This is a genomic window from Duganella rivi (assembly GCF_009857435.1).
In the GTDB taxonomy this organism is placed as follows: Bacteria; Pseudomonadota; Gammaproteobacteria; order Burkholderiales; family Burkholderiaceae_D; genus Rugamonas; species Rugamonas rivi.
This window is the reverse complement of record NZ_WWCK01000005.1, coordinates 262832-287333: the sequence shown is the minus strand read 5'-3', so window position 1 is coordinate 287333 and position 24502 is coordinate 262832. Positions and strand designations below refer to the sequence as shown.

The window sequence follows — 24502 nt, the reverse complement described above, 5'->3', positions numbered from 1 at the left end:
ACGTTAAGCTACGCATCTCAGCAACTTGACCAAGACCACAATGCCGCAACAACAGCCCCTGCTCAACCTGATCGAAGACCTTACCGGCGACTTGCACGATCCCAGCCTGCTGTGGCAGCTGGCCGCCATCGCCGTTTCGGTGGTGATAGGTTTCGGGCTGGCGCGGCTGCTGAAGAAACGTTTTGGCCGCCAGGATACGCACACCGGCGTGCTGGGCTTTGGCGTTGAAAGTTTCGGGCGGGTGATGGCGCCGCTGGCCGTGATCGGCCTGCTGGCCATATCGCGCGTGATCCTGGCCAAGTTCCACTACACCCACGTCAACTGGATCAAGGTGGCGATGCCGATCTTCGGTTCGCTGGCGGTGATCCGCTTCACCTTCTACCTGCTGCGCCGCGTGTTTGCGCGCAACGGCCGCACCATCAGCGCCACCATGCTGGCCTTTGAGAAGGTGTTCCAGCTGCTGGTGTGGCTGGCCTTCGTGCTGTACATCACGGGCCTGTGGAACGACGTGTTCCTGTTCATGGACGGCACGGTGCTGCCGATCGGGAAATACAAGGTCACCATAGCCGACATCTTGCAGGCCACCGCCTCGGTGATTGTGCTGCTGATGCTGGCGCTGTGGGCCGGCGCCGCGCTGGAAGAATGGCTGATGAAGGTGCAGGGTATGCACACCAACCTGCGGGTGGTGGTGTCGCGCACGGCGCGCGCGGTGCTGATCCTGGTGGCAGTGCTGATGAGCTTGTCGCTGGTGGGCATCGACCTGACCGTGTTGTCGGTGTTCGGCGGCGCGCTCGGTGTCGGCCTCGGCTTGGGCCTGCAGAAGATCGCCAGCAACTACGTTTCCGGTTTCGTGATACTGTTGGATCGTAGCCTGACTATCGGCGACATGATTACGGTCGATAAGTACAGCGGCAAGGTCACGCAAATCAATACCCGCTACACCGTGCTGCAAGGATTGGACGGTATGGAATCCATCGTGCCGAACGAGATGCTGGTGTCGGGCGCGGTGCAGAACTCGTCGCTGACGAGTAGCAATCTCAACATCTCGACCAAGGTCTCGGTAGCGTACGATACCGACGTCGATTTCGTGATCCAGCTGCTGACCGACGCCGCGCTGACGGTCGAGCGCGTGCTGAAAGACAAGGCGCCGTCGGTGAACCTGACCAGCTTTGGCGCGGACGGCCTCGACCTGACCGTGAATTTCTGGATCAGCGACCCGGAAAACGGCCGCGGTGGTGTAACCTCGGATGTCAACCGCGCAATCTGGCGCGCGCTGAAGGAAAACAATATCTCTGTTCCATTCCCGCAACGGGAAATGCGCATCCTCGGCCCGGTGCCATCGCCCGTTACAGGGCAAGAAAGCACGACCGTGCCTAAGGAATAGTCAGTGATCCAGAGAAAATCATCGTACAATACCGTCCAAAAGTAGGAACGGCGGGCGACGTACGCCTGTAAAAAACACAATCTTGGTTGGAGTAGTAATGAGTTTATACGCAGTATTGGATTTCCTGTCGAACGGTATTACCCGTTTCAGTGCCTGGGAAGTGTTCTTCTACACGATGATCGTGACCCACATCACGATCGCCAGTGTGACGATTTACCTGCACCGCTGCCAGGCGCACCGCGCGCTGGATCTGCATCCTATCGTGAGCCACTTCTTCCGCTTCTGGCTGTGGCTGACCACCGGCCAGGTGACCAAGGAATGGGCGTCGATCCACCGCAAGCACCACGCCAAGTGCGACACCGAGGAAGATCCGCACAGCCCGGTGACCCGCGGCATCAAGAAAGTGTTCTGGGAAGGCGCCGAACTGTACCGCGCTGAATCGAAGAACAAGGAAACCATGGAGAAGTACGGCCATGGCACGCCGGATGACTGGATGGAACGCAACGTCTACACCCGCCATAGCGCGCTGGGCGTGTCGTCGCTGCTGGTGATCAACTTCGCGCTGTTCGGCGTGATCGGCATTACCGTGTGGGCCGTGCAGATGCTGTGGATCCCGGTAACGGCGGCCGGCATTATCAACGGCATCGGCCACTACTGGGGCTACCGCAACTACGAGTGCTCGGACGCGGCCACCAACATCATCCCGTTCGGCCTGCTGATCGGCGGCGAAGAACTGCACAACAACCACCACACGTTTGCGACCTCGGCCAAGCTGTCGTCGAAATGGTACGAGTTCGATATCGGCTGGGGCTATATCCGCGCACTGGAAATGGTCGGCCTGGCCAAGGTGAAAAAACGCGCACCGGAGCCGAAGTTCGCCAAAGGCAAGCTGGAAGCCGACTTCGACACCCTGCAATCGGTGATCGCCAACCGCTATGACGTGATGGCCAAGTACGCCAAGTCGATCAAGAGCGCCTGGAAGGAAGAGCTGGAACACCTGAAGCACAAGGCCGAGCTGGAGTCGCGCTTCCTGAAAACGTCGCGCAAGCTGCTGCAGCGCGAGCCGGGCAAGCTGGAGGCGCCGCAACAGCAGCAGCTGTCGGAACTGTTCCAGCACAGCAAGGCGCTGGAAACCATGCACAATATGCGCGTGGAGCTGGGCGTGATCTGGGAGCGTTCGCACTTCACCCGCGACCAGTTGCTGCACAAGCTGCAAGACTGGTGCAACCGCGCGGAAGCGTCGGGCATCAAGTCCCTGGAAGATTTTTCGCTGCGCTTACGCAGCTATGCATAATAAAATGGCCCTTCGGGGCCATTTTTTTTGACCAGGAGGCTTATGCAGCGCAGACACTTCGTGACCAGTCTTGCTTTATCTGCCTTCATCGCCAGGCCGGCACTGGCTGACACGCCGCCGCGCATCGTGCTGTCCACGCTGGTCGGCACGACCGACGGATTTGTTGCGCGCTGGCTGGATCTGATCTACACCGATGCTTTCCAGCGGCTGGGCGTGGCGTTGGAAATCCGCGCCTATCCTGCGGCACGGGCCGCGGCCGAGGCGGCGGCAGGCAAGGTGGACGGCGAGCTGTGCCGCAGCTTCGACTACGTTCCCGCGAAGGCCAACCTGCTGCGGGTTGACGAGCCGGCGTTTCATGCGTCCATTGGCGCGTATGCCAAGCGGCCCGAGATTCATCTCAAGCCGGGCTGGCGCGGCTTGCGCGACTCGCCGTACCGGATCGAATACCGTTTCGGCTACGCCATCATCCCGCGCCGGCTGGCGACGGTGATCCCGGCCGAACAAACCTCCGGCACCCGCGATGCGGTGAGCGGCTTGCGCAAGCTCATTATCGGCCGCTCCGACGTCTACGTGGATTTCGTCGATATTGTCGATACGCTGCTGGCCAGCCCGGAGTTCCGCAACTCCGGCGTGCACCAGGTGGCGGTGATGGAGCGCAGCCCCTTCCATACTTTCCTGAACAAGAAACACGCCGAACTGGTGCCACGCCTGTCACAGGTGCTGAAGAAAATGCGCGACAGCGGCCAGATCGAGCGCTACCGCCAGCAAGCACTGAAGGAGCTAAGCCTGTAACGGCGACGCTCGATGAGATTGGCGTAGTCTGCAGATTGATTGGCGCCGTTTGTTTAGGTGGAAAACGATGCCGCGCGTAGAGTTCACTCCATACTTTATGGAGGTTTAAATGATTCATCAAACTAAGCAGGTAGCGCTGGTCACCGGTGCATCGTCCGGCATGGGCAAAGAGATTGCGAAACGCCTGATGGCCGACGGTTGCCGCGTCTATGCCGCCGCGCGCCAGGTGGAAAAAATGGACGACCTGGCGCGCCTTGGCGCCACGCTGATCCAGATGGATGTGTCGTCCGACGCGGATATGCAGGCTGCCGCCGCGCGGATTCAGCGCGAGGCTGGCGGCGTGGACGTGTTGGTCAATAATGCCGGTTTCGGGCTGTATGGGCCGGCGGAGGAAATCGGCATGGACGAGGCGCGCTACCAGTTCGAAGTCAACTTGTTTGGCCCGGCGCGGCTGACGCAATTGCTGCTGCCGGCCATGCGCGCGAAAAAATCGGGCAAGATCATCAATATCAGCTCGATGGGCGGCAAGATCTACACGCCGCTCGGCAGCTGGTATCACGCCACCAAGCATGCGCTGGAAGGCTGGTCAGATTGCCTGAGGCTGGAGCTGGCGCCGTTTGGCATCGATGTGGTGGTGATTGAACCAGGCTTGATCGAGACCGCGTTCGGCGAGGTGGTGGCCGACGGCCTGCTCAAGCGCTCCGGCAGCGGCGCCTATGCCAAGCTGGTGGAAAGCGTTGCCGCAGCGACGCGCGCCACCTATGGCCAAGGCAGCAATACGCCGCCCGGCGTCATCGCGGATGTGATCGGAGAAGCGCTGAAGTCGCGCCGTCCGCGCACCCGCTACGTGGCCGGCAAGTTTGCCCGGCTGATGATCGCAATGCGCGCGTGGCTGGGCGATCGCCTGTTCGACAAGATCCTGCTCAGCCAGTTGCCTTGAGGGTGAAGATGGCGCATATTCCCGCAGACCGATGCAAAGTACCGCCTGCCTTTTGGCAGGCGGTGCAGGCACTCGGCGTCTCGCCGCCGGTGCTGCTGCGCCAGGCGCGCTTGCCCGCCGCGCTGCACTTGTCCGGCCAGATGCTTAACACCACCCAGTACTTTGCCTTGATGCGCGCGCTGGAGGAGCTGGTGGCGATGCCCGGCGTAGGCATCCAGATGATGGAGAAGACGGCCACCTCCGTGCATCCGCCGTCCACGCTGTCGGCATTTTATGCACGCGACTATCGCGACGGGCTGGGGCGGCTGGCGCGCTTCAAGCGCTTGTGCACGCCCAAGGCGCTGGTGATGAGCGAGGCGGACGGCTTGTGCAGCGTCTCTGTCCACTGGCTGTATGCGAGCGAGCCGGAGCCCGATATCAGCGTCGATATTTCCTTTGCCTTGCTGGTGGAGCTTGGACGGCGCTGCATCGGGCCGGGCTTTAAGCCGCTGCGGGTGGAGCTGACCCGGCCCATGCCACAGGACGACATCTATGCGGCTTACTTCGATGCGCCGGTACGCTACGCTGCGTCGGCCGATGTACTGATTTTTGACGGCAGTGACCTGGATCGGCCGTTCTCCGGCCATAACCCGGAATTGCTGTCCATGCTGGAGCCTGCGCTCGGTTCCGCCTTGCGCGAACTCGATGTACACGGCGTGGTCAGCGAGCAGGTGGTCGCCCTGTTGAAGCGCGGCCTGCCCAGCGGGCGGCCGAATGTCGGCGAGATTGCCCGTCAACTGGGCATGAGCGAGCGTACGCTGCAGCGGCGCATTACGCTGGAAAACACCAGCTTCCGCGATTTGCTGGCGCAGGCGCGCCGGGAGATGGCGCGCCGTTACTTGGCGGATCACGCCGTTCCGGTGGACGAAGTCTCGTATCTACTGGGCTTCCAGGACCTGACGTCTTTCCAGCGCGCTTTTCGTGAGTGGGAGGGCTGTTCGCCCAGCGACTGGCGCAGTACGCAATAAAAAAAGCCACTCGATGAGTGGCTTTTTCGGAGAAGCGAAGACCGGATTACTTGATCTTGGTTTCTTTGTAGATCACGTGCTTGCGTGCTTTAGGATCAAACTTGGTGATCTCCATTTTGGCAGGCATCGTGCGCTTGTTTTTGGTGGTGGTGTAGAAGTGACCAGTACCTGCGGTCGATTCCAGCTTGATTTTGTCGCGGCCAGTTTTTGCCATGATAGCTCCCTATTTAGACTTTTTCGCCACGGGCGCGCAGGTCGGCCAGTACGGCATCGATGCCGACTTTGTCGATTACGCGCAGACCAGCGTTGGACAGACGCAGGGAGACCCAGCGGTTTTCAGATTCAACAAAAATACGACGGTTCTGCAGGTTAGGCAGGAAACGACGCTTGGTTTTGTTGTTTGCGTGGGAAACGTTGTTGCCGACCATCGGCTTCTTCCCAGTAACTTGGCAAACACGTGCCATAACGCACTCCTTAAAAGACATTCCAAAATTGGAAAAACAAGAGTATATCCAAAAAAATCAGGTTTTTCAATCACTTACGAAAAACAATGGTGTCTTGATCGCGTGAAAAAATTTAACAATTTGATTTTCACTCGTAAACCCTTGAGCGCATAGGGGTAAACTTACAGCTGCCCATGCTCGGCAAACGAGTGGATTTGATGCCCGGCGACGACAAAATGGTCGAGGATGCGGATATCGACTAGCGCTAGCGCCTGCATTAGCGCCCGTGTCAGCAGCAGATCGGACTCGCTGGGATCGGGCGTGCCGGACGGGTGGTTGTGCGCCAGCATCACGCTGGCGGCGTTGCGCGCCAGCGCTTCTTTCACCACCTCGCGCGGGTAGACCGAGGTATGGGTGAGCGTGCCGCGAAACATTTCCTTGGCGTCGATCAGGCGGTTTTTCACGTCGAGGAACAACACGTGGAAGGATTCGAACGGTTTGCCGGTAAAGGTGCTGCGTAAATAAGTCTTTACCGCCTGCGGCGAGCTGAGCATGGAGCCGGACTTGATTTCCTCCAGCATGGCGCGGCGGGCCAGTTCCATCACGGCTTGCAACTGGGTGAATTTGGCTGGCCCAAGGCCTTTGACGACCGCGAACTCCGGCAGGCTGGCGGCGAACAGTTTTTGCAGTGATCCAAAATGGTGCATCGTATCGTGCCCCAGTTGGACGGCATCCTTGCCCATGACGCCGGTGCGCAGGAAGATCGCCAGCAATTCGGCGTCCGACAGCGCTTGCGCGCCTTCACGTATCAAGCGCTCGCGCGGGCGCTTTTCCTGCGGCCAATTCTGGATAGGCATGATGAATTCTCCTTAAATCAGCATTTACTTTGCATCAGCTGCGAGCGCGGGAAGCGATGCGGATCAAAGGTGGCTTACAATATGGCCTTTCCAAGTCCAACTTAGTTGAAGTCATGTCTAACGAGCAACCTGTCGTCACCGCGTCGTCGTATCTCACTTTGAATTACCGTCTGGCCTCGCTGGATGGCGCCGACATCGTCACCACCTTTGCCACCACCCCGGCCACGCTGCTGATGGGCCAGGGCCAGCTGGCGCCGGTGCTGGAAGAATTGCTGATCGGCCTGCCGGAAGGCACACACAAGACTTTCGAGCTGGAGCCGGGTGTCGGCTTTGGCCCGCGCAACCCGGAGCTGATCCGCCAGGTCAGCCGCGCCACGCTGGACGCCAACTCGGCCCCGGACGCCGATTACAAGATCGGCGACCTGGTCGATTTCGCTGCGCCGGGCGGCGGCCGTTTTGCCGGCATCCTGCGCGAGCTGGGTGAAGAAACCTGCTTGTTCGACTTTAATCACCCGCTGGCCGGCCAGCCGTTGAAGTTTGAAGTGCAACTCATCTCGGTGCTGTAATGAGCGATAAAGAACTCCTGTTGGCCCAGCCGCGCGGCTTCTGCGCCGGCGTCGACCGCGCAATCGAAATCGTCGAGCGCGCCTTGCAGCAATTTGGCGCACCGATTTACGTCCGCCACGAAATCGTCCACAACGCCTACGTGGTGGCCGACCTGCGCGCCAAGGGCGCTATCTTTATCGAAGAGTTGAGCGAAGTGCCGGCCGGCCAAACGCTGGTGTTCTCAGCTCACGGCGTGTCGCAGGCGGTGCGCGCCGAAGCCGCCGCGCGCGGCTTCAGCATTTTCGACGCCACCTGCCCGCTGGTCACCAAGGTGCACGTGGAAGTGGCCAAGATGCGCAAGCAGGGCTGCGAAATCATCATGATCGGCCACGACGGCCACCCGGAAGTGGAAGGCACCATGGGCCAGACCGACGAGGGCATGTACCTCGTGGAAACCGTGGCCGATGTGGAAAAGCTGGTCGTGACCAAGCCGGAGCAACTGGCTTACGTGTCGCAAACCACGCTGTCGGTGGACGATACCGCCGACATCATCGAAGCGCTGAAACGCAAGTTCCCCGCCATCATCGAGCCGAAGAAGGGCGACATCTGCTACGCCACCACCAACCGCCAGGAAGCGGTGAAATTCATGGCGCCGCAAGTGGAAGTGGTGATCGTGGTCGGCAGCCCGAACAGTTCCAACTCCAACCGCCTGCGCGAAGTGGCGGAGAAAAAGGGCACACCGGCCTACATGGTCGACAACGCCACCCAGATCAAGCCTGAATGGCTGGACGGCAAACTGCGCGTCGGCGTCACCGCCGGCGCCTCGGCCCCCGAAGTGCTGGTGCAAGCCGTGATCGACCGCCTGAAAGAACTGGGCGTGCGCAGCGTGCGTCCACTGGAAGGCGTGGAGGAAAATGTCACCTTCCCACTGCCGAAAGGCCTGGACGGTGTACCAAAAAACGCACCAGTCGAGGGCAACGTCTAACTATTGTTCGGGCGGTACGGAATATAATTCAGTGCCGTTGATATTATTCCACGATTAGTTTTTCGGAATGTTCGTTATCATTTGCAGCGCTCTAAAGGAGTGGTGAGACACCGATCAGGCATGATTCTTGCATCGTGACGTGTAGTCAACGGCGGCACTACGGGGACACCCGGGTGCCGTTTTTGTTACATGACCGTATAACAATAGGTAAAGGCACTCATGGATACTTTTATCCAACAAATTATTAACGGGCTAGTGCTGGGAAGCATGTACGCACTGGTCGCACTGGGCTACACCATGGTGTACGGCGTGCTGAATCTGATTAACTTCGCCCACGGCGACGTCTTGATGATCGGCGCCATGACCGGCCTCACCATCCTCAACATCCTCAACACCCATTTCCCCGACTTGCCAGGCTACATCAAATTGGCGATTGCCATCGGCGGTGCAATTCCTGTCTGCATGATCGTCAACATCATCATCGAGCGCGTGGCTTATCGCAGCCTGCGCAATGCGCCGCGCCTGGCGCCGCTGATCACCGCGATCGGCGTGTCGACCTTGCTCAATACCTTTGCCATGATGATCTGGGGCCGTAACCCGCTGCCGTTCCCGCAGCTGCTGCCGGCTGACCCGATCGCCATCGGCGGTGCGCTGATTTCGCCGACCCAGATCCTGCTGCTGGCCCTGGCGCTGGTGTCGATGGCCGGGCTGGTGCTGCTGGTTGAGAAAACCCGCATGGGCCGCGCCATGCGCGCCACGGCGGAAAACCCGCGCGTGGCCGGCCTGATGGGCGTGGATTCGAACAAGGTCATCATCGCCACCTTCGCGCTGGGCGCGGCGCTGGCGGCGGTGGCCGGCGTGATGTGGGGCGCGAATTACGCCTCGATCCAGTTCTCGATGGGCTTCCTGCCGGGCCTGAAAGCCTTCTGCGCAGCGGTGCTGGGCGGTATCGGCAATATCTACGGCGCCATGCTGGGCGGTATCGTGCTGGGCATTATTGAAAGCCTGGGCGCCGGCTACATCGGCGACCTGACCGGCGGCTTCCTGGGCAGCCACTACCAAGACATCTTCGCGTTCGTCGTTCTGATCCTGGTGCTGACGGTGCGCCCGTCCGGCATCATGGGCGAGCGCGTGGCGGATCGCGCGTAAGGAGGGCGGAACATGGGCATTATGAATTTCGACACCACCCGCAATCCGCGCAAGGCTTACGCGAGCATGGCCGTACTAGCCATCCTGCTGATCGCCTTCCCGTTCTTTGCGCAGAACTACGGTAACTCCTGGGTGCGCATTGCCGATATGGCTTTGCTGTACATCATGCTGGCGCTGGGCTTGAACATCGTGGTCGGCTTTGCCGGCCTGCTGGACTTGGGCTACATCGCGTTTTACGCCGTCGGTGCTTACTTGGCCGGCCTGCTGTCCTCGCCGCAGTTTGCGACCTTGCTGGAATCGATCATCTACCAGTACCCGGCGCTGGGTGAATCGCTGGTGGCGATTCTTGGCCCGGAGATTCAGCAGAACGGCATCCACCTGTCAGTGTGGGTGATTGTGCCGCTGGCTGCGGCCTTGGCAGCGTTCTTCGGCGCACTGCTGGGCGCGCCGACGCTGAAGCTGCGTGGCGACTATCTGGCGATTGTGACCTTGGGCTTCGGCGAGATCATCCGTATCTTTATGAACAACCTGAACGAGCCGATCAACTTCACCAACGGCCCGCAGGGTATCAACCTGATCGATCCGATCAAGGTGTTTGGCGTGAACCTGGCCGGCGAGGCCGGCTCGCGCGCCACAGTGTTTATCGGCAGCTACGGCATGCCGTCGGTGAACGCCTACTACTTCCTGTTCCTGTTCCTGTGCGTGGCGGTGGTGTTTGTGACCTCGCGCCTGCAACATTCGCGCCTGGGCCGCGCCTGGGTGGCGATTCGTGAAGACGAGATCGCCGCCAAGGCGATGGGCATCAACACCCGTAACGTTAAATTGCTGGCGTTCTCTATGGGCGCTTCGTTCGGCGGTATCGCCGGCGCCATGTTCGGTTCGTTCCAGGGCTTTGTGTCGCCGGAATCGTTCTCGCTGACCGAGTCGATTGCCGTGCTGGCGATGGTGGTGCTGGGCGGTATCGGCCACATTCCGGGCGTGATCATGGGCGGCGCACTGCTGGCGGCCTTGCCGGAAGTGCTGCGTCACGTGGTCGAGCCGCTGCAGGAGAAACTGTTCGGCCACGTGCTGATCGAGGCGGAAGTGCTGCGCCAGCTGCTGTACGGCCTGGCCATGGTGCTGATCATGCTGAATCGTCCAGCCGGCCTGTGGCCAGCGCCCAAGCATGAAGATCGCCCGGATGGCGACTCCGACACCAAGAATCAATCGTCCGGCGTGATCGCGGCTTGAGGAAGACACAACAATGACTGAACAGGTAATTCTCCACATCGCCGGCGTCAACAAGCGTTTCGGCGGTTTGCAGGCGCTGACCGATGTTGGCATCAAGATTATGCAAGGCCAGATTTATGGCCTGATCGGCCCCAATGGCGCCGGTAAGACGACGTTTTTCAACGTGATTACCGGCCTGTACCAGCCGGATACCGGCACTTTTGAGCTGGCTGGCAAGCCGTATTCGCCGTCCGCGCCGCATGAGGTGGCCAAGGCCGGCATCGCCCGTACTTTCCAGAACATCCGCCTGTTTGGCGAGATGACGGCGCTGGAAAACGTCATGGTGGGCCGCCATGTGCGTTCCAAGCAGGGGGTGTTCGGTGCGATTTTCCGCCACAAGGCGGCGCGTGAAGAGGAGGCGGATATCCGCCGCCGCGCGCAGGAGCTGCTGGACTTCGTCGGCATCGGCCAGTTTGCCAAGCGCACGGCCAAGTTCCTGTCCTACGGCGACCAGCGCCGTTTGGAAATCGCCCGCGCGCTGGCAACCGATCCGCAACTGCTGGCGCTGGACGAACCGGCGGCCGGCATGAACGCTACCGAAAAACTGGCACTGCGCGAACTGTTGATCAAGATCAAAGAGCAGGGCAAGACCGTGTTGTTAATTGAACACGATGTCAAGATGATGATGAGCTTGTGCGACCGCTTGATGGTGCTGGAATACGGCAAACCGATCGCGGAAGGCCTGCCGGCAGAAATACAAAGTAATCAGGCGGTGATTGACGCCTACCTCGGAGGATCGCACTAATGAGCGACAACGTTCTAAAAGTATCGGGACTGAAAGTCGCGTATGGCGGTATTAAGGCCGTTAAGGGTATCGATCTCGAAGTAAACAAGGGCGAATTAATTGCTTTGATTGGCGCCAATGGCGCCGGTAAAACCACTACGCTGAAAGCGATTACCGGCACTTTGCCGCCATGCAAAGTCGAAGGCACGATTAGTTATCAGGGCGAGGCTTTGAAAGGCACTAAATCATTCCATTTGGTGGAAAAGAAACTGGCAATGGTGCCGGAAGGCCGTGGTGTATTTACCCGCATGACGATTCATGAGAATCTGATGATGGGCGCATATACTCGCAACGATAAAGCTGGGATCGAGGCCGATATTGCTAAATGGTTTGATGTATTCCCTCGTTTAAAAGAACGAGCCCAGCAATTGGCGGGTACTTTATCCGGTGGTGAACAGCAAATGCTGGCAATGGCGCGCGCATTAATGTCCCATCCTAAATTGCTGTTATTGGATGAGCCATCGATGGGTTTATCGCCGATTATGGTGGAAAAGATTTTTGAGGTGATTCGCAATGTCTCGAAAGAGGGCATTACTATTTTGCTGGTAGAGCAAAATGCGAAACTGGCATTGCAAGCTGCGCACCGCGGCTACGTCATGGACTCCGGCAACATCACCATGACCGGCAACGCCAAGGACATGCTGGACGATCCGCGCGTCAAGGCTGCCTACCTCGGCGAGTAATCCCGCTTCCTCCTATGAAAAAGCCGCCCAGTGCGGCTTTTTTATTGTCCTGAGCATGCTAAAAATTAGCATGTACGCACTATTTTCCAGCTTAAGTGACTGTAGATTGAGCCGCACAGCCACCCCAAAAGTTTGGGGTCTGACCCCGTACGGGGTCAGACCCCTATTCGCCGCAGTGCGGGTTTAGCGATTCCCGCGCACTCAGCAGAAAAACAAAACCTTAACCCGCTGTTGATTTTGGGTTTAAATAAAAAAAGCCCCGGGATTAACCGAGGCTTTTAAGGACATGCCGGCGCCCTACCGCGCCGGCATCCTTGATTTATTTCTTGGCTGGAGCGGCTTTAGCGGCAGCAGCGGTGAATTGGCCAACAGCGGCATTCAGATTGCTTTCCATCGATTCAACAGCTTGCTTAGCGGTTTTGGTGAATTGCTCGTAACCGGCATTAGCATTGCCGATCGCCGATTTAAACAGGGCTACAGCATTTTCGGTACCGGCAGGTGCATTTTTGCTCACTTCTTCAACCAGCGAAATTACTTTGCGGTTGGTTTCAGCGATTTGGGTTTCAGCGGCTTTGCTGAATTCAGCGCCGGTGCTCGAAGCAATGGTCGCCAGATGACGGCCATAAGCGATGGTTTTTTCAGCGCTTGGCTGAGCCTGGGCAGTTGCCAGCGAGAAGAATTCTTGTGGATCTTTAGCGGCCAGCAATTGCTTGGTGGTGGCCGAAGTTTCTTCCAGCGATGCCTTGGCAGCGGTCAGGTTCAGGTCGACGAATTTCTCCACGCCTTCAAACGCTTTGTTGGTCAGGGTCGAGAAGATAGCGAATTGGGCTTCGAAGTTAGCTTTGGTCGCATTCGAAAATTGCTCAGGAATCGAAAACATTTAGTTCTCCAGGAAAAATAGTCGTTGATGAATACTTTTGTGTTTCTACCGTCGGTGAGAAACAAACCAACTACGTTTCAGACCGAACAACGAATTGTGCAACGCAACAAACCCGATTTTACGGCCTTCAAAAATTAAGTCAAGCGATTTTTTGTGCGTTGCATCAAAGAACCGATTCTTCGTTCACTGGAAACATTTGCTTAAAGAACTATTCCTTAAGAATGAGGCAAATAGCGGCTTCCCGGTGAGAAATGGACGACCGTGTTAGACTTGGTCACTCTCCAGTCGGCGCCGCAATTGGGCGCCGATTGCCTTTTAGATCACAAGTTAAGCCGATGTCCGACACCTCAATAGCCGCGCCTGCCGCCCGGCACGCCAGTTTTTTGTCGCCGTTGCCGTTGTTTTTCGTGCTGCTGTGGAGCAGCGGCTTCATCGTCGCCAAGTTCGGCTTGCCGTACGCGCCGCCGCTCACCTTCCTGCTGCTGCGCTTCCTCGGCGTGCTGATGTTCCTGGTGCCGGCCGTGCTGCTATTAAAAGCGCCTTGGCCGCGCGGCAAGGTCGGCCACATCGCCGTGGCCGGGCTGCTGGTGCAGGCCGGCTACCTGATCGGTGTCTGGTGCGCCATCAAGCAGGGCATGCCGGCCGGCTTGTCGGCCCTGATCGTCGGCATGCAGCCGATCCTGACCGCCTTTGCCGCCCCGCTGATCGGCGAAAAGGTACGTCCGCGCCAGTGGCTGGGTTTGCTTTTTGGTATCGCCGGGGTAGGGCTGGTAGTGGCCGCCAAGATCAAGCTGGTTGGTTTGTCGCTGGATGCCATCTTGTTGTGCGTGCTTGCACTAATTAGCATCACGGCCGGTACTTTGTATCAAAAGCATTACTGCCCGCAATTCGATCTGCGCGTGGGGACGGTGATCCAGTTCTCCTCTTCCGCAGTGCTCGTATTGCCGCTGGCTATCATTTTCGAAGGACTAGGCCCGGATTTTGCTGCGGTGCACTGGGAGCCGCGCTTTATAGGCGCCTTGCTGTGGTCGGTGCTGGGCCTGTCGATCGGCGCGATTTTCCTGCTGTTCGCGCTGATCCGCAGAAATGACGCCACGCAAGTCACTAGTTTGATGTATCTGACGCCGCCAACCACCGCTATCATGGCTTGGCTGATGTTTGGCGAGGCGTTTAACGCCCTCGGCATGGCCGGCATGGTGCTGGCGGTGACCGGTGTGATCTTCGTCGTTACGAAACCCAAGTGAGCTTAAGTGAGCAAATTCGCATGATTTCCAGTCCAGCCCAGCAAGCCGTCGATGCCGCCATCACCTCGCGCCGCTCGATCCGCGCTTTTCTGCCGACGCCGGTTGCATATGAGGACATCGCCGCCATCTTACAGATAGCAGCGCGCGCGCCGTCCGGCACCAACACCCAGCCGTGGAAAGTCTACGTGCTGCAAGGCGAGCGCAAGCAGCAGTTGTCCAGCGCGATTTTGGCCGCACATAATGATCCGGTGCTGGCCGCCCAGCACAAGGAAGAATATGCCTACTACCCGCGTGAGTGGGTATCGCCTTACATCGACCGCCGCCGCAAGGTCGGCTGGGATTTGTACGCGCTGCTGGGCCTGACCCGTGACAACAAGGCCGGCATGGCGGCTCAGCACGGCAAGAATTACGATTTTTTCGGCGCGCCGGTCGGCCTGATCTTTACCATCGACCGCATCATGGAGCAGGGCTCGTGGCTGGACTATGGCATGTTCCTGCAAAACATCATGGTGGCGGCGCGTGGGCGGGGACTGGACACTTGCCCGCAAGCTGCTTTTACCCAGTACCACCGCATCATCGGCGAGCAGCTGGGCTTGCCGGAAAATGAAACTGTGGTGTGCGGCATGGCGCTCGGCGTGGCCGATATGAGCAAAATTGAGAATTCTTTGATCACGGAGCGTATGACGGTCGAAGAATTTGTTAAATTTGTCGAATAACTCAGCTTGTTTTTCCCGTATTGCGGCTGCGCAACCATCAGCGGGGAAAAGGTTAAATTTGCTTGCGCTCGCTCAGCGTTTTGCTACACTGCAACGAGATTTGGAATGATTTTTTTGGGGAAATCGAATGATTAAAATCGCAATGTGCGCGCTCATCTCGCTGATGTTTGCATCCGCTGCCATCGCTGCACCGGCAACGGAGGCCGGCGGCGTTGCGCCCAAAAAACAGCAGGTGAAAAAGAAACGTCAACCGGTGCGCGTGGCCGCCGCCGATGTGGGTGACCGCGTGGTCAAGCGCGTGATCAAGGTCAACGGCAAGCGCAAGGTGGTGTACCAGCGCGTGCTGGCCGCAGCGCCAGCCGTGCCGACCATGGGCGACCTCGCCGGCCTGAGCCAGACCAGCGATCCGCTCGACCTGAAATCCAACGTGGCGCTGGTCCTGGACCAGGCCAACTCGGAAGTGCTGTTCGAAAAGAATTCCAACATCGCCTTGCCGATCGCCTCGATCACCAAGATGATGACCGGCCTGGTCGTGGTGGAAGCCAAGCAGGACATGGATGAAATCCTGACCGTCACCGACGAGGACGTCGACCGCGAAAAATTCAGCAGCTCGCGCCTGAAAGTCGGCACCCAGATGACGCGCGCTAATATGCTGCACATCGCTCTGATGAGCTCGGAAAACCGCGCCGCCTCGGCGCTGGGCCGCAACTATCCGGGCGGCAAGCCGGCTTTCGTGGAAGCGATGAACGCCAAGGCCCGCGAACTGGGCATGACCGACACCCATTACGTCGATTCCAGCGGCCTGTCGAAAATGAATGTGGCCAGCGCGCGCGACCTCGCCAAGCTGGCGATGGCTGCCTATCAGCAACCGATGCTGCGCCAGTTCTCCACCGATCCGAAAGCCACGGTGGAACTGAGCAACGGCCGTCCTATGCAATTCGGCACCACCAACCACTTGGTAGCCAGCCCGGACTGGGCTATCGGTTTGCAGAAAACCGGCTTTATCAATGAAGCGGGACGTTGCCTGCTGATGCAGGCGGTCATCGAAGGCCGCTCGGTGATCATGGTGTTCCTTGATTCCAAGGGCAAGCAATCGCGTACGGCCGACGCCGGCCGCATGCGCAAATGGCTGGAAGCGCTGAAACCGGCCGGCCTCACCAGCTCTTCTTATTCGACCGGGATGTAACCGAGGGTGACGGAGATCTGGCGCGCAGTCAGCACCAGGTCTTCCAGCCAATCTTCCTGCAAGCGGTCGGCCGGCGCCGAGATCGACAGGCCGGCGATCAGCTTGCCGCTATCGTCGTAGATGCCGGCGGCCATGCAGCGCACACCCAGCTCCAATTCCTCGTTGTCGCGCGAGTAGCCGCGCGATTTCACCAGGCTCAGCTCCCGCTCCAGCTTGCCCAAATCCGTGATCGAATTCTTGTTGTGGCCCGCCAGGCCGGTGCGGGTGGCGTAGGCGCGGATGGCCTTCGGCTCGTCCACCGACAGGAACAGCTTGCCGGTCGAGGTCAGGTGCAACGGGCCGCGGCCGCCAATGGCGCGCACCACCTGCATGCCCGAACGTTCCGAGAAGGCGCGGTCGATGTAGACGATCTCGTCGCCTTGGCGTACCGACAGGTTGATGGTCTGCTGGGTTTTTTTGTGCAGTGCACGCATAAAGTCCAGCGCCGCCTCGCGCACCGACAGCCGGCTCTTCACCACATTGCCCAGTTCCAGCAGCCGCATACCGAGCCGGTAGGTGCCCGGTTCGACCCGGTCAACGAAGCGGGTGACCACCATATCGTTCAAAATCCGGTGGGCGGTGGACGGGTGTAGCCCCGAGACCTTGGACAATTCCTTGAGGCTGACGGGGTCGGGATACTTGGCGAGCGCATCGAGCAGCGCCACCATGCGCTCGATCACCTGGATGGTGGTCTTTTGCTCTGGTACGGGTTCGATTTTCATGATGTGGTTGGTGCGATGCAGTATTCGATACTAAACTTTATACCATAATGTGGAAAAAAACGAAAATGCTGCATAATGTGACATTATTTCTTTTTGCTACGTCATGGAACCAGTCAGCGAATTCAAAAGCAAGAGCGGCCTGAAACGCATCGTTACGGCCTTTTTCTATTCGATCGACGGCTTCAAGGCCGCGTGGAAGGGCGAACACGCGTTCCGCCAAGAGGTGAGCGTGTTCGTGGTGGGCACCATCATCGCGCTGCTGCTGCGGGTGTCGGCGTTTGAAAAGCTGGTGCTGATCGGCGTGCTGCTGCTGATTCTCATCGTAGAATTGATTAACTCCTCGATTGAGGCGGTAGTCGACCGGGTGTCGCTGGAACGCCATCCCTTGTCCAAGAACGCCAAGGATTTCGGCAGCGCTGCCGTGTTGCTGACCTGCTTGCTGGCTACCGCCACCTGGGCCGTGGTGCTGTACAACCGCTTCATATGATTTTCTTGTATATAGAACTGATAAAAGTTTAGTTCTCATTTATAAGAGGTGGGATTAATCTGGAGTCCTTCACTATTAGGGGATTCCAATGTTGTCCAAGAAAATCATTGCCGCCGCCATTCTGGCTATTTCCGCCGTTGCCCCAGCGCTTGCTGCGGACATCTCGCTGCTGAATGTGTCGTATGACCCGACCCGCGAGCTGTATCAGGACGTCAACACTGCGTTCGCCAAAGAGTGGAAAGCCAAAACCGGCGACACCGTCAAAATCAAGCAATCGCACGGCGGTTCGGGCAAGCAGGGCCGCGCCGTGATCGACGGCCTGGAAGCGGACGTCGTTTCGCTGGCACTGGCCTACGATATTGACGCCATCGCCGACCACAAGCTGCTGGCCTCGGACTGGCAGAAAAAGCTGCCGCACAACAGCACCCCGTACACCTCGACTATCGTATTCCTGGTACGCAAAGGCAACCCTAAAGGCATCAAGGACTGGAACGACCTGGTAAAACCGGGCGTGGCCGTCATTACCCCTAATCCAAAAACCTCGGGCGGCGCCCGCTGGAACCACTTGGCCGCTTACGGCTACGCACTGCGCCAACCGGGCGGCAGCGAAGCATCGGCGAAAGACTTCCTGAGCAAGCTGTACAAAAACGTGCCAGTGCTGGATTCCGGCGCACGCGGCGCCACCACCACCTTCGTGGAACGCGGCATCGGCGACGTACTGATCGCCTGGGAAAACGAAGCGCTGCTGGCCATCAAGGAACTGGGCCCAACCAAGTTCGACATCATCGCGCCATCGGTTTCGATCCTGGCTGAGCCGCCAGTGGCCGTGGTCGATAAAGTGGTCGACAAGCGCGGCACCCGCAAAGTATCGGAAGCCTACCTGAACTTCCTGTACACCGATGAAGCGCAAGACATCATCGCCCAGAACTACTACCGTCCAGGCACCGAGAAAGCCGGCAAGAAATACGCCGCGCAATTCCCGAAAGTGAAACTGTTCACCATCGCTGATGTGGCGGGCGACTGGACTAAAGCGCAGAAGACGCACTTCGCTGACGGCGGCCTGTTCGACCAGATCTACCAGCCAACCGGCAAGTAAGCAGCATGAGCAGCGGCTTTGAACAGTTACGCGTGCTGATTGCGCCCGGTCTGCATAACAGCGGGCCGGATCACTGGCAAAGCCGCTGGCAACGCCTGTTCCCCGCGTTCGAGCGGGTGCAGCAGGATGATTGGGAAGTACCGGATTTGCCGCGCTGGTCGGCCCGCGTGGACGAGCTGCGCCAGCGCGATGCGCGTCCGACGCTGATCGTCGCCCACAGCTTCGGCGCACTGGCGACGGTGCACAGCGTGGCGCGCGATCCTGACGGCGTGCTTGGCGTGCTGCTGGTGGCGCCTGCCGATCCCGATAAATTCAACGTTGCTGCGCTACTGCCGCAGCAAGCCTTGAGCGTGCCTTCGATCATGGTAGGCAGCACCAACGATCCATGGATGGCCGCCCCGCGCGCCGAGCAGTGGGCCCAGCGCTGGCACAGCCGCTTCATCAACGGCGGCGCACTCGGCCACATCAATGCGGAGTCCGGTCTGGGTGATTGGCCCGAGGGGCTGGAAACCTTGTACTTTTTAGCAGCGCAGGCGCACAATAGCGTATTGTCTGTTTAACCTTTTTTCCTCGGAGACTACTATGACCATTCGCCTCGGCGATACCGCGCCAGATTTCGAACAAGACTCGTCCATCGGCAAACTGAAATTCCACGAATGGGCTGGTAACTCGTGGGTGGTGCTGTTCTCGCATCCGGCTGACTTCACGCCAGTGTGCACAACCGAGCTGGGCCTGACCGCCAAGCTGAAACCAGAATTCGACAAGCGCAATGTGAAAGCAATCGCGCTGTCGGTAGATCCAGCTGAATCGCACACCGCCTGGATCAAGGACATCGAAGAAACCCAGAACACCGTGGTAGGTTTCCCGATCATCGCCGACGCGGATCGCAAAGTCGCTACCCTGTACGACATGATCCACCCGGAAGCTTCGGCCACCGCCACCGTGCGTACCCTGTTCGTGATCGACCCGAACAAGAAAGTTCGCCTGAGCATCACCTACCCAATGAGCACCGGCCGTAACTTCGACGAAGTGCTGCGCGTGATCGACGCACTGCAACTGACCGATGGCTACACCGTGGCAACGCCGGGCAACTGGAAAGATGGCGACGACGTCATCATCCCGCTGACCGTGCAAGATCCAGAAGTGCTGAAACAGAAATATCCAAAAGGCTTCAGCTCGCCACGCCCATACCTGCGCGTGACGCCACAGCCGAACAAGTAATTCACCACAACGCGGATAAGCTTATAAGTTTTCCGTTGTTTGGATCTTTCCCCAAAGTAGTTAACCTTCGGGCCTACTTTGGGGAAATTGTATGGATTTGCAGTTTGTCGCATCCGGATTCGCAGTTGGCTTGCTGGTCGGCATGACCGGCGTAGGCGGTGGCTCGTTGATGACGCCGCTGCTGACCCTTCTCTTCGGCGTCACGCCTGCCGTGGCGGTCGGCACAGACCTCGCATTTGCCTCCGTGACCAAGGGCGTCGGCACCTTCACCCATCGCTTACGCGGCACCGTCCACTGGGACATCGTGCGTCGTCTCTGCATTGGCGCGCTGCCGGCCGCCCTGCTGGCCAGCATCGGCCTCAAATACTTCGGCACTCTCAGCAAAGAGAAGGGCCAAATCATCCGCTACAGCATTGCCGGCTCGGTGCTGCTGACCGTCACCGCGCTGCTGTTCAAGCGCAAGATGCTGGCATGGATCACCGCCCACCCCGAGCGCCAGTTGCAGGGCGGGGCGCTGCACAACGCCACCATTTTCACGGGCGCTGTGCTGGGCGTGCTGGTGACCATTTCCTCCATCGGCGCCGGCGCGATTGGCGCCACCGTGCTGGTGATGCTCTACCCGCGCCTGACCGCCGCCGAAGTGGCCGGCACTGACATCGCCTACGCCGTGCCGCTGACCGCGATTGCGGCCGTTGGCCACTGGTGGCTGGGCTCGATCAACTGGACCTTGCTGGTAACGCTGCTGGTGGGCTCGGTGCCCGGCATCACCATCGGCGCTTACGCCGCCCGCGCCGTGCCGGAACGCTTGTTACGAGGCATCTTGGCAGTGACCCTGGTGGCAGTAGCAGTGAAGCTGGTATATAGCTGAATCATCTAATCAAATGACAAATGCTTCGTTTGTAATATGAAGCAAGGATGAGAACATGCAGCCCTTATAGAAGGATTTGTAATAAGGGAGCCTACATGTCTGCTGTTCTTGCTGCGTCCGGCGCCACCCCACCGGTGGCCAAGCGGGGCGCGCCATTCCGCGTGATGCCGGGTTTCCGGCTGTCGCTGGGATTTACCATTTTCTATCTGACGCTGATCGTTCTGATTCCCTTGTCGGCGGTCTTCCTCAAGACCTTCACTGTCAGCTGGGACCAGTTCTGGAACACCGTCACCTCGGCCCGCGTGATTGCATCCTACAAGCTGACGTTTGGCGCCTCGCTGATTGGCGCTTTCATCAACGTCATCTTTGGCGGCATCGTCGCCTGGGTGCTGGTGCGCTATGAATTCCCTGGCAAACGCATCGTCGACGCGCTGGTTGACCTGCCGTTCGCGCTGCCGACCGCCGTGGCCGGCATCACCCTGACCGCGCTGTACTCGGCCAATGGCTGGCTGGGCCGCTTCATCGAGGGCGAGCTCGGCATCAAAGTCGCCTTCACGCCGCTGGGCGTAGTGATTGCGCTGACCTTCATCGGCCTGCCGTTCGTGGTGCGTACCGTGCAGCCGGTGCTGGAAGATGCTGAGCGCGAGCTGGAAGAAGCCGCCGCCAGCCTCGGCGCCAATGCCTGGCAAACCTTCTCGCGCGTGGTGTTCCCCACCATTCTGCCGTCGCTGATGACCGGCTTCGCGCTGGCTTTCGCGCGCGCCACCGGCGAATACGGCTCGGTGATTTTCATCGCCGGCAATATGCCGATGGTGTCGGAAATTACGCCGCTGTTCATCATCACCAAGCTGGAGCAGTACGACTACGCCGGCGCCACCTCGATCGCGGTGGTGATGCTGGTGGTGTCCTTCATCCTGCTGCTAGGTATCAATCTGCTGCAAGCTTGGGCTCGCGGAAAGTCGGGGAAATAATATGAGCGGAGCTCCTGTCAACAACGTGCGCCGCGGCGAACTGCCATCCGCGCCGCAAATCCTTGAACCGCGCTGGGTGCGTGGCGTGCTGATCGCCATCGCGCTGATTTTCCTGACGCTGTTCCTGTTCGTGCCGCTGGTCGCGGTGTTCTTCGAGGCGCTGAAAAAAGGCTGGGATGCATACGCTGCCGCCATTATCGAAGAAGACGCCATCTCGGCCATCAAGCTGACCCTGATTACCGCCGCGATTGCCGTGCCGCTGAACCTGGTGTTTGGCGTGGCTGCTTCGTGGTGCATCGCCAAGTTTGAGTTCCGCGGCAAGAGCGTGCTGCTGACCTTGATCGACTTGCCGTTCTCGGTATCGCCGGTGATTTCGGGCCTGATCTATGTGCTGCTATTCGGCGCGCAAGGCTGGTTCGGCCCCTGGCTGATGGAGCACGACATCAAGATTCTGTTCGCGGTGCCGGGCATTGTGCTGGCGACCATCTTCGTCACCTTCCCATTCGTGGCGCGTGAGCTGATTCCGCTGATGCAGGCACAAGGCAGCGAAGAAGAAGAGGCCGCTATCGTACTGGGCGCATCGGGCTGGGACACCTTCCGCCGCGTGACGCTGCCGAACATCAAGTGGGGCCTGCTGTACGGCGTGATCCTGTGTAACGCGCGCGCCATGGGCGAATTCGGCGCAGTGTCGGTGGTGTCCGGCCACATCCGTGGCGAGACCAACACCATGCCGCTGCAAGTGGAGATTCTCTACAACGAGTACAACTTTGCCGCCGCCTTTGCCGTGGCGTCCCTGCTGGCCTTGCTGGCGCTGGTGACGCTGGTGGTGAAAACCTTTATCTCCTGGCGCCTGAACGAATCCGTCGCCGACGAAGTACGCACTACGGAGTAATACCATGACGATCCAAGTTAAAAACATCAACAAGCGTTTCGGCGATTTCGTCGCCCTCAACAACATCTCGCTGGACTTCCCGCAGGGCGAACTGACCGCGCTGCTCGGCCCGTCGGGCTGCGGCAAGACCACGCTGCTGCGCTGCATCGCCGGCCTCGAGCATCCTGATTCGGGCCAGGTGCTGCTGGACGGCCAGGACGCGTCCGACCGCCATGTGCGCGAGCGCCAGGTCGGCTTTGTGTTCCAGCACTACGCGCTGTTCAAGCACATGACCGTGTTTGAAAACGTCGCCTTCGGCCTGCGCGTGAAACCGCGCAGCGAGCGTCCGTCGGAAGCGGAGATTCGCCGCAAGGTCAAAGACCTGCTGGAACTGGTGCAGCTCGATTGGCTGGCCGACCGTTATCCGCCGCAGCTGTCGGGCGGCCAGCGTCAGCGTATCGCCCTGGCGCGCGCGCTGGCCGTTGAGCCGCGCGTGCTGCTGCTGGACGAACCGTTCGGCGCGCTGGACGCGAAGGTGCGCAAGGAACTGCGCCGCTGGCTGCGCCGCCTGCACGACGAACTGCACGTCACTTCCATCTTCGTCACCCACGACCAGGAAGAAGCGCTGGAAGTGGCCGACCAGGTGGTGCTGATGAACAAGGGTAACGTCGAACAGATCGGCGCGCCGGACGAGGTGTACAACCATCCGGCCTCGCCATTCGTGTACGGCTTCCTCGGTAACGTCAACGTGTTCCACGGCCGCGTGCAAGACGGCGTGCTGGCTAGCGGCGACGCCAGCTTCACCGTGCCGGGCCAGCCGGGTGCGGATGGCAAAGGTACCGCTTACGTGCGCCCGCACGAACTGGACGTGGACCGCTACACCCCCGGCGCCGAAGGCATTGTGGTCAAGCTGCGCCGCGCCCACGCCATCGGCCCACTGGCCCAGCTCGACCTGGAGCGTGGCGACAACGCCGAATTGATCGAAGCAGTGATCCCTAACGAACGCTTCAGCAGCCTTGGCCTCAAAGAAGGCGAAACGCTGGTGGTGCGTCCAAAACGTCTGCGCGTGTTCGTGGACGAAGGAGCGTCCATATGAATTTTCAACAGCTGCGGTCTATCCGCGAAGCCGCCCGTCGCGGCTACAACCTGACTGAAGTAGCGAATGCCTTGTTCACCTCGCAGCCTGGCGTGTCGCGCCAGATCCGCGAACTGGAAGACGAACTGGGCGTCGTGATTTTCGAACGTAACGGCAAGCGCCTGACCGGCATGACCGAGCCGGGCAAAGGCATCCTGAAAATCATCGACCGCCTGCTGATCGAGGCCGAGAACTTGCAGCAAGCCAGTCTCGAATACACCGGCCAGCAAAGCGGCACTTTGAGCGTGGCGGCCACCCACACGCAAGCGCGCTATGCGCTGCCGAAAGTGGTGCAGAGTTTCCGTACCGCGTACCCTGACGTGCGCATCGCCTTGCAGCAGAGCGCGCCCGAGCACATCGCCGAATGGATTTTGTCCGGCAAGACCGACATCGGCATTGCAACCGAGGGCTTGTCGGCGTTCCCGGATCTGGTGTCCTTCCCGTGCTACCGCTGGAGCCACTTGATCGTAGTGCCGGACGGCCACCCGCTGCTGTCCAAGTCGCCGATCAAGCTGGAAGATCTGGCCGAGTTCCCGCTGATTACCTACGACGTCGGCTTTACTGGCCGTGGCCACATCGACGCCGCTTTCGAGCAGGCCGGCGTGCGTCCGGACATCGTGCTGACCGCCATGGACTCGGACGTGATCAAGCAGTACGTATCGCTCGGCCTCGGCGTGGGCATTGTCGCCTCGATGGCATTCGACCACGGCCGCGACAAAGGCATGCGCGCGGTGGAAGCGTCGCACCTGTTCGCGCAAAACACCACCCGGCTGGCGGTGCGCAAGGGCGCTTACCTTCGCTCCTACGCCTACCATTTCATCCAGCAATTCGCGCCGGATCTGACCCGCGCCGATATCGACGCCGCCCTCAACGGCGGGGATCTGTCCTGATTCCCCTGCCGCCGCCTCGTAATTGTGGCGGCGGCAAAACAGT

The 24502-nt window shown here is 59.5% G+C and carries 28 protein-coding genes; 23 read left to right on the top strand and 5 right to left on the bottom strand.

The annotated features are described in order from the left end of the window. Positions 1–40 precede the first annotated feature (40 nt). The 5 genes from GTP45_RS17440 (at position 41) to GTP45_RS17420 (ending at position 5417) form a co-directional block, all read left to right on the top strand. Positions 41–1384 (top strand): mechanosensitive ion channel family protein, encoded by a 1344-nt coding sequence (locus tag GTP45_RS17440; protein WP_161015547.1) that lies wholly within the window; start codon positions 41–43, stop codon positions 1382–1384. 97 nt (positions 1385–1481) lie between these two features. Next, positions 1482–2678 carry a DesA family fatty acid desaturase gene (locus GTP45_RS17435; RefSeq protein WP_161015151.1) on the top strand — a complete coding sequence of 399 codons (1197 nt, stop codon included), beginning with the start codon at positions 1482–1484 and terminating at the stop codon, positions 2676–2678. 42 nt (positions 2679–2720) lie between these two features. Then, positions 2721–3470, top strand: a complete 750-nt coding sequence (locus GTP45_RS17430; RefSeq protein ID WP_161015150.1) for a transporter substrate-binding domain-containing protein — start codon at positions 2721–2723, stop codon at positions 3468–3470. 109 nt (positions 3471–3579) lie between these two features. Then, positions 3580–4410, top strand: a complete 831-nt coding sequence (locus GTP45_RS17425) for an oxidoreductase (protein WP_161015149.1) — start codon at positions 3580–3582, stop codon at positions 4408–4410. An 8-nt stretch (positions 4411–4418) separates the two neighbouring features. After that, complete coding sequence (locus GTP45_RS17420; protein ID WP_161015148.1) at positions 4419–5417, top strand: AraC family transcriptional regulator; 999 nt, start codon at positions 4419–4421, stop codon at positions 5415–5417. Positions 5418–5463: 46 nt separating this feature from the next. Here the strand turns inward: GTP45_RS17420 and rpmG are convergent, their stop codons facing one another. The 3 genes from rpmG to radC all read right to left on the bottom strand — a co-directional run bounded on the left by rpmG (position 5464) and on the right by radC (position 6717). Beyond that, entirely contained in the window at positions 5464–5631 is a 168-nt protein-coding gene (gene rpmG / locus GTP45_RS17415) for a 50S ribosomal protein L33 (RefSeq protein WP_005665735.1), read from the bottom strand. 13 nt (positions 5632–5644) lie between these two features. After that, the gene (gene rpmB, locus GTP45_RS17410; RefSeq protein WP_161015147.1) at positions 5645–5881 is read right to left on the bottom strand and encodes a 50S ribosomal protein L28; all 237 of its coding nucleotides are present in this window, start codon (positions 5879–5881) and stop codon (positions 5645–5647) included. Positions 5882–6042: 161 nt separating this feature from the next. Then, complete coding sequence (gene radC, locus GTP45_RS17405; RefSeq protein ID WP_161015146.1) at positions 6043–6717, bottom strand: RadC family protein; 675 nt, start codon at positions 6715–6717, stop codon at positions 6043–6045. A 113-nt stretch (positions 6718–6830) separates the two neighbouring features. On the opposite strand from radC, the gene GTP45_RS17400 reads away from it, so the two are divergent. The 6 genes from GTP45_RS17400 (at position 6831) to GTP45_RS17375 (ending at position 12133) form a co-directional block, all read left to right on the top strand. Then, positions 6831–7283: an FKBP-type peptidyl-prolyl cis-trans isomerase gene (locus tag GTP45_RS17400; protein ID WP_161015145.1), complete on the top strand. Its 453-nt coding sequence runs from the start codon at positions 6831–6833 to the stop codon at positions 7281–7283. After that, a complete protein-coding gene (gene ispH, locus GTP45_RS17395) occupies positions 7283–8248 on the top strand; it encodes a 4-hydroxy-3-methylbut-2-enyl diphosphate reductase (protein ID WP_161015144.1) in 966 nt (321 codons plus the stop codon). Before GTP45_RS17400 ends, ispH begins: the two co-directional genes overlap by 1 nt. Positions 8249–8467: 219 nt before the next feature. Continuing rightward, positions 8468–9397, top strand: a complete 930-nt coding sequence (locus GTP45_RS17390; protein ID WP_161015143.1) for a branched-chain amino acid ABC transporter permease — start codon at positions 8468–8470, stop codon at positions 9395–9397. A 12-nt stretch (positions 9398–9409) separates the two neighbouring features. Then, positions 9410–10627: an ABC transporter permease subunit gene (locus GTP45_RS17385; protein ID WP_161015142.1), complete on the top strand. Its 1218-nt coding sequence runs from the start codon at positions 9410–9412 to the stop codon at positions 10625–10627. Between the two features lie 13 nt (positions 10628–10640). Then, positions 10641–11411, top strand: a complete 771-nt coding sequence (locus tag GTP45_RS17380; protein WP_161015141.1) for an ABC transporter ATP-binding protein — start codon at positions 10641–10643, stop codon at positions 11409–11411. After that, positions 11411–12133 carry an ABC transporter ATP-binding protein gene (locus GTP45_RS17375; RefSeq protein WP_161015140.1) on the top strand — a complete coding sequence of 241 codons (723 nt, stop codon included), beginning with the start codon at positions 11411–11413 and terminating at the stop codon, positions 12131–12133. The genes GTP45_RS17380 and GTP45_RS17375 overlap by 1 nt, the downstream gene beginning before the upstream one ends. Positions 12134–12452: 319 nt before the next feature. On the opposite strand, the gene phaP is transcribed toward GTP45_RS17375, so the two are convergent. Further along, positions 12453–13013 carry a TIGR01841 family phasin gene (gene phaP, locus GTP45_RS17370; protein WP_161015139.1) on the bottom strand — a complete coding sequence of 187 codons (561 nt, stop codon included), beginning with the start codon at positions 13011–13013 and terminating at the stop codon, positions 12453–12455. Between the two features lie 335 nt (positions 13014–13348). Between phaP and GTP45_RS17365 the strand changes: the two genes are divergently transcribed. The 3 genes from GTP45_RS17365 to pbpG all read left to right on the top strand — a co-directional run bounded on the left by GTP45_RS17365 (position 13349) and on the right by pbpG (position 16159). Next, a complete protein-coding gene (locus GTP45_RS17365) occupies positions 13349–14257 on the top strand; it encodes a DMT family transporter (RefSeq protein WP_161015138.1) in 909 nt (302 codons plus the stop codon). A 20-nt stretch (positions 14258–14277) separates the two neighbouring features. After that, positions 14278–14973 (top strand): nitroreductase, encoded by a 696-nt coding sequence (locus tag GTP45_RS17360; RefSeq protein WP_161015137.1) that lies wholly within the window; start codon positions 14278–14280, stop codon positions 14971–14973. A gap of 127 nt (positions 14974–15100) precedes the next feature. Next, positions 15101–16159: a D-alanyl-D-alanine endopeptidase gene (pbpG, locus tag GTP45_RS17355; RefSeq protein WP_161015136.1), complete on the top strand. Its 1059-nt coding sequence runs from the start codon at positions 15101–15103 to the stop codon at positions 16157–16159. Here the strand turns inward: pbpG and GTP45_RS17350 are convergent. Beyond that, positions 16141–16920: an IclR family transcriptional regulator gene (locus GTP45_RS17350; RefSeq protein WP_161015135.1), complete on the bottom strand. Its 780-nt coding sequence runs from the start codon at positions 16918–16920 to the stop codon at positions 16141–16143. The two genes, pbpG and GTP45_RS17350, sit on opposite strands and share 19 nt — an antisense overlap. A gap of 103 nt (positions 16921–17023) precedes the next feature. Between GTP45_RS17350 and GTP45_RS17345 the strand changes: the two genes are divergently transcribed. The 9 genes from GTP45_RS17345 to GTP45_RS17305 all read left to right on the top strand — a co-directional run bounded on the left by GTP45_RS17345 (position 17024) and on the right by GTP45_RS17305 (position 24459). After that, complete coding sequence (locus GTP45_RS17345; protein ID WP_161015134.1) at positions 17024–17407, top strand: diacylglycerol kinase; 384 nt, start codon at positions 17024–17026, stop codon at positions 17405–17407. 88 nt (positions 17408–17495) lie between these two features. Beyond that, positions 17496–18503 (top strand): sulfate ABC transporter substrate-binding protein, encoded by a 1008-nt coding sequence (locus tag GTP45_RS17340; protein WP_161015133.1) that lies wholly within the window; start codon positions 17496–17498, stop codon positions 18501–18503. Between the two features lie 5 nt (positions 18504–18508). Further along, positions 18509–19063: an RBBP9/YdeN family alpha/beta hydrolase gene (locus GTP45_RS17335; RefSeq protein ID WP_161015132.1), complete on the top strand. Its 555-nt coding sequence runs from the start codon at positions 18509–18511 to the stop codon at positions 19061–19063. A gap of 22 nt (positions 19064–19085) precedes the next feature. Further along, positions 19086–19724, top strand: coding sequence for a peroxiredoxin (locus GTP45_RS17330; RefSeq protein ID WP_161015131.1), 639 nt, complete (start codon positions 19086–19088; stop codon positions 19722–19724). A gap of 91 nt (positions 19725–19815) precedes the next feature. After that, positions 19816–20592 carry a sulfite exporter TauE/SafE family protein gene (locus GTP45_RS17325; RefSeq protein ID WP_161015130.1) on the top strand — a complete coding sequence of 259 codons (777 nt, stop codon included), beginning with the start codon at positions 19816–19818 and terminating at the stop codon, positions 20590–20592. Positions 20593–20687: 95 nt separating this feature from the next. Next, entirely contained in the window at positions 20688–21563 is an 876-nt protein-coding gene (gene cysT, locus GTP45_RS17320) for a sulfate ABC transporter permease subunit CysT (RefSeq protein WP_161015129.1), read from the top strand. 1 nt (position 21564) lies between these two features. Next, positions 21565–22455: a sulfate ABC transporter permease subunit CysW gene (cysW, locus tag GTP45_RS17315; RefSeq protein ID WP_161015128.1), complete on the top strand. Its 891-nt coding sequence runs from the start codon at positions 21565–21567 to the stop codon at positions 22453–22455. A gap of 4 nt (positions 22456–22459) precedes the next feature. Continuing rightward, on the top strand, positions 22460–23530 hold the full coding sequence (locus GTP45_RS17310) for a sulfate/molybdate ABC transporter ATP-binding protein (RefSeq protein ID WP_161015127.1): 1071 nt from the start codon (positions 22460–22462) through the stop codon (positions 23528–23530). Further along, a complete protein-coding gene (locus tag GTP45_RS17305) occupies positions 23527–24459 on the top strand; it encodes a CysB family HTH-type transcriptional regulator (protein WP_161015126.1) in 933 nt (310 codons plus the stop codon). Before GTP45_RS17310 ends, GTP45_RS17305 begins: the two co-directional genes overlap by 4 nt. Positions 24460–24502: the final 43 nt, after the last annotated feature.